Source organism: Candidatus Nomurabacteria bacterium (assembly GCA_023898605.1).
Taxonomy (GTDB): domain Bacteria; phylum Patescibacteriota; class Minisyncoccia; order Phycocordibacterales; family UBA9973; genus HK-STAS-PATE-34.
On record CP060230.1, the window covers coordinates 408,333 to 423,020 of the forward strand.

General features: G+C 35.6%; 16 protein-coding genes. 5 read left to right on the forward strand and 11 right to left on the reverse strand.

The genetic code is table 11. The annotated features are described in order from the left end of the window. Nucleotides 1-120: 120 nt before the first annotated feature. The 8 genes from H6791_02335 to H6791_02370 all read right to left on the reverse strand — a co-directional run bounded on the left by H6791_02335 (nucleotide 121) and on the right by H6791_02370 (nucleotide 7,973). The gene (locus H6791_02335) at nucleotides 121-489 is read right to left on the reverse strand and encodes a barstar family protein (GenBank protein ID USN94575.1); all 369 of its coding nucleotides are present in this window, start codon (nucleotides 487-489) and stop codon (nucleotides 121-123) included. 130 nt (nucleotides 490-619) lie between these two features. Then, complete coding sequence (locus tag H6791_02340; GenBank protein USN94576.1) at nucleotides 620-913, reverse strand: hypothetical protein; 294 nt, start codon at nucleotides 911-913, stop codon at nucleotides 620-622. Between the two features lie 16 nt (nucleotides 914-929). Next, nucleotides 930-1,268: a barstar family protein gene (locus tag H6791_02345; GenBank protein ID USN94577.1), complete on the reverse strand. Its 339-nt coding sequence runs from the start codon at nucleotides 1,266-1,268 to the stop codon at nucleotides 930-932. Between the two features lie 2 nt (nucleotides 1,269-1,270). After that, complete coding sequence (locus H6791_02350) at nucleotides 1,271-1,420, reverse strand: hypothetical protein (protein ID USN94578.1); 150 nt, start codon at nucleotides 1,418-1,420, stop codon at nucleotides 1,271-1,273. A 7-nt stretch (nucleotides 1,421-1,427) separates the two neighbouring features. Beyond that, entirely contained in the window at nucleotides 1,428-2,519 is a 1,092-nt protein-coding gene (locus H6791_02355) for a glycosyltransferase family 4 protein (GenBank protein ID USN94579.1), read from the reverse strand. Nucleotide 2,520: 1 nt separating this feature from the next. Further along, nucleotides 2,521-4,518, reverse strand: a complete 1,998-nt coding sequence (locus H6791_02360; protein ID USN94580.1) for an O-antigen ligase family protein — start codon at nucleotides 4,516-4,518, stop codon at nucleotides 2,521-2,523. Between the two features lie 105 nt (nucleotides 4,519-4,623). Then, complete coding sequence (locus H6791_02365) at nucleotides 4,624-6,615, reverse strand: peptidoglycan-binding protein (GenBank protein USN94581.1); 1,992 nt, start codon at nucleotides 6,613-6,615, stop codon at nucleotides 4,624-4,626. Nucleotides 6,616-7,151: 536 nt separating this feature from the next. After that, on the reverse strand, nucleotides 7,152-7,973 hold the full coding sequence (locus H6791_02370; protein USN94582.1) for a DeoR family transcriptional regulator: 822 nt from the start codon (nucleotides 7,971-7,973) through the stop codon (nucleotides 7,152-7,154). A gap of 162 nt (nucleotides 7,974-8,135) precedes the next feature. On the opposite strand from H6791_02370, the gene H6791_02375 reads away from it, so the two are divergent. The 5 genes from H6791_02375 to H6791_02395 all read left to right on the forward strand — a co-directional run bounded on the left by H6791_02375 (nucleotide 8,136) and on the right by H6791_02395 (nucleotide 13,274). Next, nucleotides 8,136-10,256, forward strand: a complete 2,121-nt coding sequence (locus tag H6791_02375; GenBank protein USN94583.1) for a DNA translocase FtsK — start codon at nucleotides 8,136-8,138, stop codon at nucleotides 10,254-10,256. A 1-nt stretch (nucleotide 10,257) separates the two neighbouring features. Beyond that, complete coding sequence (locus H6791_02380; protein ID USN94584.1) at nucleotides 10,258-10,608, forward strand: hypothetical protein; 351 nt, start codon at nucleotides 10,258-10,260, stop codon at nucleotides 10,606-10,608. A 5-nt stretch (nucleotides 10,609-10,613) separates the two neighbouring features. Then, nucleotides 10,614-11,675, forward strand: a complete 1,062-nt coding sequence (recA, locus tag H6791_02385) for a recombinase RecA (GenBank protein ID USN94585.1) — start codon at nucleotides 10,614-10,616, stop codon at nucleotides 11,673-11,675. Between the two features lie 74 nt (nucleotides 11,676-11,749). Next, nucleotides 11,750-12,334 (forward strand): elongation factor P, encoded by a 585-nt coding sequence (locus H6791_02390; protein ID USN94586.1) that lies wholly within the window; start codon nucleotides 11,750-11,752, stop codon nucleotides 12,332-12,334. 1 nt (nucleotide 12,335) lies between these two features. Then, on the forward strand, nucleotides 12,336-13,274 hold the full coding sequence (locus H6791_02395) for a prolyl oligopeptidase family serine peptidase (GenBank protein USN94587.1): 939 nt from the start codon (nucleotides 12,336-12,338) through the stop codon (nucleotides 13,272-13,274). 45 nt (nucleotides 13,275-13,319) lie between these two features. On the opposite strand, the gene H6791_02400 is transcribed toward H6791_02395, so the two are convergent. Genes H6791_02400 through H6791_02410 form a run of 3 tightly spaced genes read right to left on the reverse strand, consistent with a single transcriptional unit; the run spans nucleotide 13,320 to nucleotide 14,579 of the window. After that, nucleotides 13,320-13,526 (reverse strand): 30S ribosomal protein S18, encoded by a 207-nt coding sequence (locus tag H6791_02400; GenBank protein USN94588.1) that lies wholly within the window; start codon nucleotides 13,524-13,526, stop codon nucleotides 13,320-13,322. A gap of 47 nt (nucleotides 13,527-13,573) precedes the next feature. Next, nucleotides 13,574-14,038, reverse strand: a complete 465-nt coding sequence (locus H6791_02405; protein ID USN94589.1) for a single-stranded DNA-binding protein — start codon at nucleotides 14,036-14,038, stop codon at nucleotides 13,574-13,576. Nucleotides 14,039-14,090: 52 nt separating this feature from the next. Next, nucleotides 14,091-14,579 carry a 30S ribosomal protein S6 gene (locus H6791_02410; protein ID USN94590.1) on the reverse strand — a complete coding sequence of 163 codons (489 nt, stop codon included), beginning with the start codon at nucleotides 14,577-14,579 and terminating at the stop codon, nucleotides 14,091-14,093. Nucleotides 14,580-14,688 lie beyond the last annotated feature (109 nt).

Here is a 14,688-nt window from a genome sequence, read left to right on the forward strand (position 1 = left end):
TAGAAAATGTAAATAGAAATTACTTATATATAAAACAAACACCCCCTAGAAGAGGTGTTTTGTCTTAAAACTTATTCAGATGATTTATACTGACCCAAAAGTAGGCCCTAGATAATCTTATTATATTTTATCTAACAAGATTTTAATTCTTTCTTTATACTTTTCTGGAAACATCACTATTAAACTCCCATCTGAATTTTCAAAAATATTATTTATCAAAACACTCAATAAAATAACTTTTTCTTTTTCATCAATATCGGGAATATCCACATGATATATAAGAATATTTTTTTTATCTTTAATCCAGTGAAAATCTGACAAACATTCATCTAAAGCATCCCAATTAAAACCAAAATATCCTGGAAACCTAAGTGCCTCAGCATATGATCTAAATAAATCTTTTTTACTATTTATCCCACCAGGAATAATACCTATATATGTATCTGCGTAATTTTCAATGTCTTCTAGTTTTCCAAATTGAATTTTCATATTATTTATCTTAACTGAAGTCATTATTGAAAACTTAATACTATATTAATGATATTAGCATATAAAATGTAAATAAAAATTACTTATATGACAAAAATAAACACCTACTTTTTATCCAAAAAAACATAAACTAACTCCAGAGTTGAATATTTTTCTGCTTAAATTCCTTCAACCACTCAATAAATTCATTTACTGAGATGAAGTTATATTTTTTTAAATCTTCCAATTCTTTTTCATCTTTTGTGGTAAAGTCCTCTTTGTCGTGAATTTCGTCAATAAAATCAGTTTCTATATCAGACAAAGTTTCATAGAGTCCCCCTTTATCTAATGATCCAATATACAATTTTTGCCAATTTTTATCAAATTCTTCGAAGTCAATTTTCCCTTCAATAAACGAATCTATGAGTTCAATAAAATTCTTCATATTTGTTAATTTTATATTATTTTTTAAATTCATACTCAAAGACAAAATCTTTAGAATTATTAACCTCCCCTTGACTTGTTCTTTTTAAAATATCTTCAAAAAAATCAAAATGTGAACCAAATATTTGTCTTAACTTTTGTTCACCATTTATTATAAGTTTTATTTTTTTTATATTTTGATTTTTGACAATAAAAGAATCATCCCATAAACCCCACATCCAATCATCAAAAGCGTCTAGATTTGGCATTACTGTTACTTCTGACCCTGGAGTATAGCGAAAATCAAAGGCCTCCTGAAGGATGGAAAAGACATCTTCTTTAGTTTTTGAGTTTTCAAAATTAACTTGTATTATCATGATTAATTATTATTACTAGAATATTTAGTTTTAATTTTAATTTTTTTAAATGACTTATAATGACTATTTGTGAAATATATCTCTCCTTCTTTACCACCAACAAAATCTGGGTAATAGACCAAAGAAAACAGGAGTATTTTCTTTTTGTTCATAGGCTAATTATAGCACTCCCGAGTACACCTCAAAAACCTTGTTTATCATGATTTCTTTTGAGAACTTACTATTTACAACCTCTCTTGCCTTGTTACCCATCTCTCTCAAATCCTTATCCAATATCTCATTTATAGCTTCTGCCCACACATCAGCGTCAGCATTTCTAGGTATAAGTATGCCGACTTCACTAGAAACGGCTTCTTTTATACCGCCGACATCACTTGCAATGACTGGAGTTCCGGAAGCCATCGCCTCGAGAATAGTCATAGGAAATCCTTCCCATAGTGTCGGCAAAACAAAAACGCTCGATTGTGTGAGTTTCTGCAATACTGATCTTCTATCTAAAGCACCGAGTAGAAAAACACGATCAGAAAGTGACATACCTTCTACTAGATCTTTGATATCTTCCATGTCAGGACCATCGCCTATTATTTCTACTTCTACTCTCCTTTCATACTTCTTCTCTAGTATTCTTACTGCTTCTATCACCTTTTCTGGAGTTTTTGGTAGAGCGAGTCTTCCCACAAACGTAAGTTTTGGGATTTCATTTTGTGTTTTTTCTACAAAACTTGGGACCTCTACCCCGTTGTAGATTAGCTCTACCTTGCCAGGATTTATGAGCGGAAGTTTCTGAAGTAGTTTTTGGTCGTTTCTAGAGACGGCTATTATTTTTTTGCAGAAAAACGATGCTTTCCATTCCATTATGAACGCTATCGGCTTTCTCCAAAGTGGTGCCCCGCCAGTAAATGCGATTCCATGTGCGGTAAAAACAGTAGAATATTTTAATCCCAGAGAAAATCTACCGATTATCCCTGCAAACGAACTATGGCAAGAAACTATTTCTGGAGAAAATTTCTTTGCGACTTTTCTCAAACTTCTCATCACAGAAAGTATGACAATTGGGTTAAATGTTCTTCTTATGCCGCCAAGTATCTCTACCTCGAAACCGAACTCTCTCGCTCTGTCACAAAGCCATCCGTCTTGTCCCGAAACGAGAAGCACGTTGTCACCCTTCTCCTTGTGCGCCGAAAGTAGCTCGAACACGACACTCTGTGCCCCTCCAAGTTCTGATTTTGTTATAAGGTATAGAACCTTCATTTTATATGTTTTCTAGTTTCAAGAATGAGACCTCAGGGAATGTTTCCTCTTGCTTCAATATGTGACTGTAAATTCTTTGTGATACTTCTATGTTTGGGTTGAGTTCGAGTGCCATTGTAGAATATTCTTTTGCAGAAGGAATATCTCCACCATATAGCTTTGTAAGAGCCAAGACAGAGTAAGCTAGCGGATTATTAGGAGAGAGTTCAAATGTACCGTTCAATAAAATATTCTCTGAATCTTCCAACCTATCTTCTCCCAATATTGTTGAGAATTGATACAAGTAAGCAAGCGCTACTCTTCCTCTATAATCATCTGGTCTTTCTTCTACATGTTTTTCATATTCTTCTATATATAGGTTTAATTCTTTCTTTGCTATAACCTGCTGATCTTCAGACAAACCAGTTTTGTACATAATATTGTGTATGCCACTAACAAATCCTGCGTACAAGAATCTTCTTATCTCGAAACTACCAGGTCTCTTGAATGCATTTTCTATATTTATTGATCTTTCTTCGTAATTTTTACTATTGAAAACCTTTACCAAACTTCTTTGCCAGCTCATATCTGTAAAGAAAAGTACCAAAATAGAAACAAAAAGTGGTATAGCTATTATTTTGTGATAGTTTTTGTTGTCTTTTAATACATATTCTTTGTTATCCTCTTCTGTAAAAGATCCAACAGAAAAGATAAAGGCTAGAAGAGACCACCACAAGAACAAGCTACTAACCATATCAAAAGATGTTTGTAGTTGTATTATATGTCCAACAAAAACGAGTCCCAAAACATGAGCAAGTCTGTCATCTATGTTTCCTTCTTTTTTGTTTTTGTTAAGTGTGTATATTGCAAAAAATATAACAGAAAGATACAAAAGAAGTCCTAAAAATCCGTTTGCCACCAAAGTATCGACGATTATATTGTGAGCCCTGTCAAACCAAACTTCACCTATGTTTTCTTTATAGTAAAGTCTGTTGTCAAAATACTTTGTAAAGGGAACCTCGAAATTGTCTCCGCCCCACCCCAAAACTGGCTTTTCTAAAACAGCATCAAAAGAAAAGTCCCATATTATAATTCTGGCTGCGGTAGAAATCTCTATATACTTTTTCTGAACAAAAGAGTTTGAAGTAAACAAAAGAGAAAGAAGAATACATACAGACAACAAAGAAACCGTACTAAAAGACTTCAAAGTTATAGACTTTATATTATCTTTTTTAACAAATCTTTTTATAACTTCTCTTATAAATAAATAAACGAGTCCAGCATATGCAACTACAGCCGATGCTTGTGCAGAACCAACTATAGAAGATATTCCAGTAAACTCGTTTTTACCAAGTAGAGTGTTGTAGTTTATAAAAATAGGACTTATTGCTTGAATAAAAAGCAAAGATCCATAAATCAGTTTTTCTTTTTTAATTTTACTGTTTAGAAAAAACGCTATGGTTATAAAAAATGTCAAAGCAAGGTATGCTCCAGCAAAAGTAGAGTTACCAAAAGTCATACCATCTGTGGCAAAATTAAGAAAACCGACTCTCTTGTTTATAATCCACAATCCATTTTGACCAAATATATATAAGAAAGAAAAAATAGAAGAAGAAACTATAAGTGACTTCAAAAAACTAAACCAATCATTTTTTGTCAAAATTTGTGAGTTTACAAACGAAAGAATAAGCAAAACTAAAACTGTCAAAAGTCCGGTTTCTCTTTGTATGTCAGACCAAAAAGATCTAGAAAAATCTACTCCTAAAATTGCTGAAACAAATAAAGATGAAATAAAAAGTACTATCGAAATAGAAAGGTACTTTGAAATCTTGGGGATTCTTATTTGTTTATCCTCTCTAAATGCAAAAAAAAGTAATGCGATTGAAGTAAGTAGAAGTAATGCAAAATATTTTGCATTTACGGAACCGTAGGCTATTTTGGTTGTTATAAAAAATGGAAAAATCAGAGTAAAAATAGAAAAAATCTTCCCATATACAGTCGTATTTTTGAACAAATTCATAAATCCATACTATCACATATGGGTCTTTAGATAAATAACAAAAACACCCCTTTCGGGGTGTTTTTGCAAAAGACTTTTAACGTCTCCTTTATCGCTAGACTAAGATTAGTTTAGAGATATTGGGCTTGTCTTGTAGTCTTCTAGATCAAAGTCGTACACATTGAACACTGTTGCAGAGTCAGTTGTGTTCCAACCAATTGATTTTAGAAGCATTTGGTAGATACCGTCATCTTCTACAGAATCGTTTGTTTGTGTAACAAACAATGTGAATGTAGATGATTGACCATCTTCAAGCTTCCAGTTGCTGTTTGCACTAGCTACAGCGTCTCCTGATTCTGTTAGGATATCAGCAAGATCGTCTGTTGTAGCTGTACCTGAATCTTCTACGTAGTATAGGATTCCGTCAGCGTTTGTTAGAGATGTTTCAGCGATTGAAGTTGAGATTGTAGCAGCTGCTGTGTCAGACACATAAACTGTACCGTCAAATGCTTCAACCTTGAATACTACTGTAAACTCTCCTGTATCGTCATCAGCACCATCATCTACAAGTGTGTTTGTAGAAGCTGATACAAATGTAACGATGATACCTGTGTCGTAGAATGACATAGCGTCTCCTAGAGCAGTACCTGTAGCATCTGCGTCAGAGATAGTATTTCCTTCTTCGTCATCAGCATCGATAGCGTCAACTTCGAATGATCTAAGTTCAGCTTTCAATGTATCACCTTCGTCAAAGTTAGAGTCAAGGTCATTGATGTCCGCTAGAACTACGAATGACATTGTGTTTCCGTCATCGATAGTTATATCGATGTTGTCAAATGTGACTGTTGCTGCTGTTAGAGGAGTAGATGTAGAAACAGTTTCTGAGAATTCTTTTCCGTCAACTTCAAGGTGAAGTGAGTTAGCTACAAAGTCAACGTCTGTTGCACCTGTAACTGTAAGAAGAACTGGAAGATCCTTGATTTCTATATCAGAACCGTCAGCTTCGATTGAGAATCTCAAAAGCTCTACACCGTCTGTATCGCTTGAAGAGTCAACGTTTACAACTGTTGAGTCTGGACTGTCTGAGTCAAGAGTAACTTTCATCTCGACATCAGCTGCTGTAGCGAAGTCAGCAAAGTTGAATTCTGTTGCTGCGATTGTAGGATCTTCTGATATTGTTGTTCCTTCTGCATCTTTGAATCTAGCATTTGTTACGTCAACTGCCCATGAGTCTGAGTCATAGTCAGCTGAGTCAATGTTAGAGATAGCAGATATTGCAACGTAGAACTTACCTTTTGTATCAGCGTCTACTATTGCGCCATCAAGAGATATAGTCTTTGTCCACTCATCGTATCCGTCTCCATCAGAATCTTCTGCTGAGAAATCGTCTACGTTAGCTTCACCAACTTTATCTCCACCTAGCCAGATAGAAACTTCATCTGCGTAATCATCTAGGTCTTCTGAAGAACCTGAGTCATCGTTCTCGAACCATACTTTCATTGAAGTAAATTCAAGATCTGAACCTGGGTCAACGTCAACTTCGAATCCCGCGATCTTAACATCGTTCTCACCTTCTCCTACTTCTTCAGAAGAGTATTCTCCTAGAAGTGTGTATGAGTCAACTGCACCTGCTCCACCTGAAAGTGATGAAGTTGTACCTGTTGATCCTGTAGAACCTGTTGATCCTGTAGATGAAGACATTTGTGATTGAGCAGAAGCTCTAGAAGCTGGTCCGAATACTCCGTCAGCCACAAGTCCTCTTGATGCTTGCCATGACATAACAGCAGCCTTTGTTGCAGGACCAAATGATCCGTCAACTACTAGCCCTGCGCCAGCGTAAGCATTAAGGAATGATTGAAGGTTTGAAACATACATTCCAGATGAACCCTGTGAAAGAGTTGATGTACCGAAATCGTATGTCATCATGCTTGATGATCCACCACAAGATGCTGACAATATAGCGTCAACAGTTGCGCTTGGGATACCAAGAGCTACAAGTGCTGCAGAAGCACCTGCACATTCAGCGTCACTCAAAGCAGAAGCTTGTCTTGCTGCACCAAAAGATACAACTAGACCAAGTACTGCTACGATTGAAGCAAACTTTTTAATATTAGTCATAATTAATTTATCGTTTTTAATACGTGCGTTAATGATTAGTTCGACAAAACTAAAACTGCACGCTGTTATAGACACTATGTTCCTTTACCGAACACAGCATCATAACAATTTGTGTTTAACAAAAACTCTCTTCGAGTTTTTGTGATCTGCCTTGTCGACACGGCGGATATATTTATCGGCTAGATCAAGAGCACAAATTGATAATAATTGTTATCTTCTCTATCAAGCAAAAAGCAAGACAAAAAAGATAATTGATTGATTACCTATATTTGTATTTCAATGATCCTCCCGATACCGACATATCCCTGCAAATCTCGGATCCTATCACCCAAGATATCTTGCAGAAATTTTGCGCAATATGGATTCAAAAAGAATACATAAAATCTGCGCAAATTAATTATAGTTTGATTTTAGGCAAAATCAAAACTACAAAAAGTCTTTGTGTGTGGAAAAACTGCGAAAATCGCGCTCTCCAAACACAGCCGCTATTATTGCATATTTGGGCTTATTTTTCAACTATTTTTGACTTATCTATTTTAGGAGTTTTTGTCGTCTTTGATAGTGTAGGTTGCCCACCTTTTTTCACCCTTTTTCAAAAGTAGTCCCTTAAGGACAAGTGACTGGAGGTCTCTCTGAACTGTCTTCTCGCTACAGTCTGGTATATGAGGAAGAATGTCCTTTATACCGGCTTCTCCCTTCTTTTTTATTATAGAAATAATAGCGTTTTTTCTGTCTGTTTTGTCGTTTATAGAAATGTCCTTTAGATTGTCCTTTATAGGTTTTGAAATGTCCTTTAAAGAACTCACTTCTTTTCCTGTGTTTTTTTGTCCGATAGGACCATCTTTTTTCTCATCAAATAGGTTTCCAAAGTCGAACGCTCCCCTCTCTTCTACCTCGTCATCCTTGTATTGAGCGAGTGCTCCTTGCCACCTTTCTTGTCTAGATCTTTTTAATACAACTTTCAAAAAAAGAGTTTCTTTCTCTAATATTGCGTGATTTTCCTCTGATATCTCTCCAGAGTAAACTGCTATTTGTAGTAGTGATAGAGTTTCTGCCAATCGCCCCTCTACATACTCTATGTGGAAAAATTTCTCAAAAGAAGAAAGTGTTGGAAGTATGTATATATCTTTTATAAGGTCTATAGCAACCGCTCGTAGGCTGTCCTTTAGAGGATTCTTATCGGACATTATATCGGACACTAAATACACTGCTGTACTTATCTGATTTGTCTTTTTCTCTATAAAGGACATAAAATCCCTTTTTATTTCAAGGATTTTTTCCTCGTTGACCTTTATTTCTTCAGAGCCTTGTCCTTTATAAAGGTAGTTTTTTATTTTTGATAATCCCCTGTTTTCCATAGTGTCTTTTATATAAGTAATGTCCATTATACACATCTTTTTCCTTTTTACAATTATTTTTAATCGCACCAAAATAGTAAGATTTTTATATATGAACAAAATAGCCAAATATAGAAATCCACAAGATATTTTTTCTATATTTTTTGGTACAATTAGGTACACATGGCAAGAAAAAAAAGAAAGAAAAGAGGATCTATTTTTAGCGGCAACGCTTCCCCAAAGACCAAGAAAGCTGTACTAGGGACAGCTTGTATAATTTTAGGAATATTTGTTTTACTATCGTTTTTTGATGGTGCAGGAGTGAGTGGAGAATTTGTCCAAAAGTTCTTCCTGGGAGTATTTGGAAAAGGATACTATATATTACCTTTTATATTGTTTTTATTCTCCTTTTCTTTGTTCAAAGAAACAGGTGAAGAAAAAAGAGTTGGCTTAACTCACGGCATATATTCTCTCATCATATTTCTGGCAATACTGGGAATAATATATGCTACAAACCAAAGTACTCTAAACAGTGGTTATGCAGGACTAGTACTAGGATACCCATTTGTAAAACTTCTCGGCGTATATGCTGGAATAATATTTATGGGCGGACTTATAATAATGTCTATGTTTTTACTCTTTGATAAGGTTCCAGATTTCAGCACTATACACAAAAAACTATTTTCTTCTTTTTCTATGAATATAAAGAAGGGTGATGATTTCGAAGAAGAGGAAGAAGATGATAGTAACGCCCTAATTGTAGAAGAAGATGAAGAAGAAGTAGAAGAAGAAGACGTAGAAGATGAAGAAGACGTAGAAGAAAAAGAAGAAGAATTCAAAGCAAAACCAGTCAGGGTTTCCAGAAACTATACACCGCCACCACTGTCACTGCTTGGAGATGACGAAGGAAAACCTAGAGTTGGTGACATAAAAGCTAATGCAAATATCATACAAAGAACCTTGGCAAACTTTGGTATACAGGTAGAAATGGACGAAATAACAGTTGGTCCTACAGTTACTCAATACGCCCTAAAACCAGCCGAAGGAGTAAAATTGTCTAAAATAGCAGCTCTTCAGAACGACCTTGCTCTAGCACTAGCTGCCCACCCTATCAGAATGGAGTTACCTATTCCAGGTAAATCTCTCGTTGGTATAGAAATCCCAAACAAGAGTAAAACCATAGTTGGCCTAGGATCACTTCTAAAGGGTAAAGAATTCTTGGAAAACCCAAACCCACTTACAGTAGGTCTTGGTAGAAGTGTTTCTGGAAAAGGTGCGTATATGAACCTAGCCAAGGCTCCTCACGCCCTGATTGCTGGTACAACTGGTTCTGGTAAGAGCGTTATGATACACAACCTTATAACCTCTCTTCTCTATAAAAACGGCCCAGAAGACCTAAAAATGATACTTGTTGACCCAAAAAGAGTTGAACTTACCCTATATAAGAATATCCCCCACCTTCTATCTCCTGTAATAACTGACGCAAAAAAGTGTGTTCTTGCTCTCAAGTGGGCAGCCCAAGAAATGGAAAAAAGATACGATGTACTCCAACAATACTCTGTAAGAGATATATCTTCCTATAGAAAAAATATCCAAGAGAAAAACAAGGGAAATGATGCGATATATCAAATGCCTTATATAGTCATAATTATAGATGAGCTGGCTGATATAATGCAGGCATATCCTAGAGAACTAGAGTCAGCCATTGTAAGACTTGCACAGATGTCCAGAGCTGTCGGTATACACCTTGTTCTCTCAACACAAAGACCTGAAGTAAATGTCATAACGGGACTAATCAAGGCAAACGTACCTACAAGACTAGCGTTTAGAGTTCCTACCCAAGTCGACTCTAGAACTATTCTAGACTCAGCTGGAGCAGAAAAACTACTCGGTTCTGGAGACATGCTTTATTTCTCTGGTGAAGGAAGTCCTGTTAGGCTCCAATCCCCTTTCGTGCCAGAAGATCAAGTAAAGAGTGTTGTTTCTTATATAAGAGATGCATTCAAAGACGAACTTCCTGACGAGATAGAGTTTTCTGGAAGCGTATCTAGTGAAAAAACTATATTTGACTCAGCCGGAAGCGATGATGACGATGATCTATATGAAGAAGCTAGAGAAATAGTTATAGATTCACAGAAAGCATCGACTTCATTCCTACAAAGAAAACTAAAAATAGGCTACTCTAGAGCTGCGAGGCTAATGGACATCCTAGAAGAAAGAGGTGTTGTCGGACCAGCAGATGGTTCAAAACCTAGAGAAGTTCTAGAAAAGAGCCTGTCCGAAGAAAGAGGAGAATACGAATAAAATGCCTAAAAAAATTAAAGAAAAATATACCCCAATAATCATAACCTTGTTTTTCACTACCCTTTTTGGAGTCTTTATACTTCATAACACAAAAGCCTTTAGAAAAGGTGTCGTAATAGAGGTAAACGATATAGAAAACGGCCAGAGCTTCTATGAAGACTATATAAACGTGTCAGGACAAGCAAAACACAGCTCGGAATTCTACATAAATGGCCGTGTAGTTAACACGACACTAGAAGGAGAATTTGGATCTTTTCAAGTGTTAAACGACGGAGTCAATATGTTAGTATTAGAATCAGAAGACAAGTTTGGAAACAGGTCCAAAAAAGAATTTATTATCTATAAGTACTAAAAAATATGCCAGCAAAAAAGAAAACAGCTACAAAAAAGGTCGTTGAAGACAAAAAAACAGACGGAGTAAACCAAATAGAAGAAACAATAAAAAGCCTTCAGACAAAGTTTGGTGAGGGCGTAATCATGAAGCTAGGAGATGCTCCCAAAGTTGATGTAGCATCTATATCAACTGGTTCAATAGGATTAGATATGGCACTTGGAATCGGTGGTGTGCCAAGAGGAAGAATAATTGAAATATTTGGTCCTGAATCTTCTGGAAAAACAACTCTTGCCCTACACATAGTGGCAGAAGCTCAAAAGAAAGGTGGTGTATGTGCTTATATCGACGCAGAACATGCAATGGATCCTGTCTATGCAAAAAACCTGGGTGTAAAAACTGACGAACTTCTAATCTCACAACCTGATACAGGAGAACAAGGACTAGAAATAACAGAATCTCTTGTAAGGAGTGGAAAAATAGATGTTGTTGTTATCGACTCTGTTGCCGCCCTTACTCCAAAAGATGAAATAGAGGGAGATATGGGACAAGTACATGTCGGTAAACAAGCAAGACTTATGTCTCAAGCCCTAAGAAAACTAACTGCTATCGTAGCAAGAAGTAAAACTGTTGTTATCTTTATAAACCAAATCAGAATGCAGATTGGTGTTATGTTTGGAAACCCAGAAACAACACCAGGAGGAAAAGCTCTCAAATTCTACACTTCTGTAAGACTAGACATAAGAAGAATAGCCCAAATCAAAAAAGGCGAAGAGGTTGTAGGAGGAAGAACCAGAGTCAAAGTTGTAAAAAACAAGGTTGCTGCACCGTTTAAACAAACAGAGTTCGACATAATATACGGAGAAGGTATATCTAGAGAAGGAGAAATATTAGCACTCGGAGAAAAAACTGGTGTTATCAAGAAAAGTGGTGCTTCATACTCATACATAGACAAAGACGGAGCGGAGCAAAAGCTAGACAGAGGATATGATGCAACAAGACAATTCCTAAAATCAAACAAAAAACTCGGTGACGAGATAATGAAAGAAGTTCTCAAGAAGTGGAACGAAATGCAAAAGGATAAATAGTCCCCCACTCTTGCAAATACTATCTTTTTTGTTAGGATAAAAAACGTTTAATATAGATTTTTGAATTTACTATTATGGCAAAATTAGCTTACAACGAAATAAAAGAAAGAAAAATAATACTATGGAACGGTGAGCCGTTTCTAGTACTAGAATCGCACGTAGCAAGAACACAACAAAGAAAACCACAAAACCAAGTGAAAATGAGGTCTCTAGTAAACGGAAGAGCTGTAAACGAAACATTTAGATCTTCTGACGTTGTGGATGAGGCTGACATCGAAAAGAAAGAGACAAAGTTTATATACGAAAACAGGGGTGAATACTGGTTCTGTGATCCAGATGATCCAAAAAACAGATTCCAAATCTCGAAAGATGTTATCGGGGATCAAAATGCAAAGTTTCTAAAAGAGAATGAAACTGTAAAATCTATGATTTTTAGAGACGGAGATAATGAACAAATAATCGGAGTTGATCTACCTATCAAAATGACATTTGTGGTAAAAGATGCGCCTCCAAACATAAAAGGAGATACAGCAACTGGAGGAAACAAACAAGTAACACTAGAAAACGGAACAACAATACTGGTTCCCCTATTTATAGAAGCTGGAGAAAAAGTTGTAGTAAACACTCAAACTGGAGAATACGTGGAAAGAGAAAAATAAGATGCTTTCTAAAACAAAATCTATATATACAATTCTTATAACACTTATAATTTTGTTTGGAGTTTTGGTTATATTACAAAAAAAAGACACTGACACTAAAACACCTGAAAACCAATCGGAAACAGTCGCAGAAACACAAGAAAACACAACCTCTTCAGATATAGAAATAATTTACGAAGATGGACTAGATGTAAAAAGTGAAAAAAATATATATTACAACTCTGAAAAAGAATTAGATATTTATTATCCAGCAAAATCAGGATCTTACCCTCTTGTTATGTGGTTTTCTGGAGGAAATGGTAATTCAAAATCAAACAGTGAAGACATAGCAAAAGAAATAGCGAGTTACGGATTTGTTGTTGTGGCAACAAACTATGGAGAATCAGATTTGTCTATTTCTGGAGAAGGAAGAATACGAAACGCTCTTTCTGCTGCAGACTACGTATGGAAAAATGCCTCAAAATACAAAATTGATACCTCAAAAAATGTATTGGCTGGAGGAACATCGTTTGGAGGAATAATATCTTCTCTCTTTGGAACCATAACAAACGAACCGGGATTTAACACTTACAATATAAGCTCTAGAATTGGTGGCGTGGTAGACATGTTTGGATCAGTAGAACTAAACCCGGATGCCTCAAAAGCAAATGTCGCCTTTTCATCTCTATTTGGTTGTGAAAACCCGTATTCTTGTCCGCAAGCAGATATACTCAGAGTCTCCCAATATATAAATAGTTCTGACGTACCATTTTTAATAATACATGGACTTCTAGACAATACCTCTGACCCACAACAGTCAATAAACCTAAAAAATACTCTTGACTCTAAAAACATAGAAGCGACTCTCATACTAGACGAAGACAATAAACACGATTCAGAAATGGCATTTGAATATATAGACCAAATAATAAATTTCTTTAGAGAAAAATCTATTTATTAGACAAAACAAAAACCCGAGATGTCTCGGGTTTTTGTTTTATAAAGATTAGTTTGATCTATCGATAAACGGTAGTAATCCCATGAATCTAGCTCTTTTTACAGCAAGAGCTATTTTTCTCTGATTTTTAGAAGAAAGGCCATTTCTTCCTCTCTTTTGGATTCTTCCGTTAGGATTTAGAAACTTTTTTAGTATTTCAACATCCTTGTAGTCAACATGCTTTATGTTATTTGATGAGAAAAAATCTTGTTTCATTTCTGATAATTAATTTAATTAAGGGTGATAATATGCTGTTTCAGGAACTAAAAAGGAATATCTTCTAGATTATTATCTTCTTCTGGATACTCTATAGCATCGATTCCTTCCATTGCGTCATTTCCCATATCTTGGTTATCTTCTGCTGGTGCAGATGGTGCTGATTGCCCCATTCCTACACCTCCGGCTCTTGGGCCGAACTGGAAGTTTTCTACAACTATTTCAGTTCTATATCTTTTTGATCCGTCTTGGGCATCCCAACTTCTTGTTTGTATTCTTCCCTCTATATAGAGAGATGAACCTTTCTTGGCATATTGACCGATAACTTCAGCCAATCTTCCGAAAGCAACAGCGTTGTGATACTCAACTGATTCTTTTTTGTTGCCGTCTTGATCCTTATAAGATCTGTTTGTCGCCAAAGCTAGACTTGCAACTTTCAGTCCTGAAGGAAGTGATTTTATTTCGGGATCCCTTGTTAGGTTTCCCATGATGATTGCTTTGTTTATATTCATAAATACAGGTTTTTTGATTAAGAGTAATTTGAGCGACTTTTAATCAATTGTACTATATTTCTGATTTAGATTCATCAGAATCACCTTCGTCTAGAAGTTCGTCTATTTTTGCATCAACTTCTTCTTCGTTGATAGGCGCTGACTCCTCTTTTGGAGCTCTTCTCTTTCTTGTAGACTCTTTTGTTTCTGTAAATTTCTTTGGAGCTAGAGTGTTTTCTTTGACAGTCTTAACGATAAGATATCTCAAAACATCTATATTTTTCTCCATAAGCTCTTTGACTTCATCCATTTTATCGGCTGAAATCTCAAACTTTATCCAAGCAAAATAAGCCTTATTGAAATAAAAGTTCTTGTTGTCTCGAACTTTTTTCATTTCATACGCAAGGTTTATTTCTTTTGGCATTTCTTCAGATATAAAAGAAGCACCTTTTGACTCAAGAGAAGCCTTGATATCACCAAAACTTTTGGCAACGTTTTCTTCTCCAATGTCTGGAACAAGGTTAAAAGCAACCTCGTAAACCTTCATTTCTTTTTCTTCCATTTTGAAAAATTTTTAAAACTTGTAAGTTCCAACTCGGACCATAGTCAGAAAAACTGACTCGCGATCTCTGGTCAGTCAGAGATCGGATGGAACAGAAACAATCTAACAG

What these genes read in the sequence shown, in the direction of transcription:
- H6791_02370 (USN94582.1), bottom strand. Translation starts at nt 7,973, where the DNA reads ATGGAAAACAGGGGATTATCAAAAATAAAAAACTACCTTTATAAAGGA.
- H6791_02355 (USN94579.1), bottom strand. Translation starts at nt 2,519, where the DNA reads ATGAAGGTTCTATACCTTATAACAAAATCAGAACTTGGAGGGGCACAG.
- recA (USN94585.1), top strand. Translation starts at nt 10,614, where the DNA reads ATGCCAGCAAAAAAGAAAACAGCTACAAAAAAGGTCGTTGAAGACAAA.
- H6791_02365 (USN94581.1), bottom strand. Translation starts at nt 6,615, where the DNA reads ATGACTAATATTAAAAAGTTTGCTTCAATCGTAGCAGTACTTGGTCTA.
- H6791_02350 (USN94578.1), bottom strand. Translation starts at nt 1,420, where the DNA reads ATGAACAAAAAGAAAATACTCCTGTTTTCTTTGGTCTATTACCCAGAT.
- H6791_02410 (USN94590.1), bottom strand. Translation starts at nt 14,579, where the DNA reads ATGGAAGAAAAAGAAATGAAGGTTTACGAGGTTGCTTTTAACCTTGTT.
- H6791_02340 (USN94576.1), bottom strand. Translation starts at nt 913, where the DNA reads ATGAAGAATTTTATTGAACTCATAGATTCGTTTATTGAAGGGAAAATT.
- H6791_02360 (USN94580.1), bottom strand. Translation starts at nt 4,518, where the DNA reads ATGAATTTGTTCAAAAATACGACTGTATATGGGAAGATTTTTTCTATT.
- H6791_02390 (USN94586.1), top strand. Translation starts at nt 11,750, where the DNA reads ATGGCAAAATTAGCTTACAACGAAATAAAAGAAAGAAAAATAATACTA.
- H6791_02405 (USN94589.1), bottom strand. Translation starts at nt 14,038, where the DNA reads ATGAATATAAACAAAGCAATCATCATGGGAAACCTAACAAGGGATCCC.
- H6791_02345 (USN94577.1), bottom strand. Translation starts at nt 1,268, where the DNA reads ATGATAATACAAGTTAATTTTGAAAACTCAAAAACTAAAGAAGATGTC.
- H6791_02375 (USN94583.1), top strand. Translation starts at nt 8,136, where the DNA reads ATGGCAAGAAAAAAAAGAAAGAAAAGAGGATCTATTTTTAGCGGCAAC.
- H6791_02395 (USN94587.1), top strand. Translation starts at nt 12,336, where the DNA reads ATGCTTTCTAAAACAAAATCTATATATACAATTCTTATAACACTTATA.
- H6791_02380 (USN94584.1), top strand. Translation starts at nt 10,258, where the DNA reads ATGCCTAAAAAAATTAAAGAAAAATATACCCCAATAATCATAACCTTG.
- H6791_02400 (USN94588.1), bottom strand. Translation starts at nt 13,526, where the DNA reads ATGAAACAAGATTTTTTCTCATCAAATAACATAAAGCATGTTGACTAC.
- H6791_02335 (USN94575.1), bottom strand. Translation starts at nt 489, where the DNA reads ATGAAAATTCAATTTGGAAAACTAGAAGACATTGAAAATTACGCAGAT.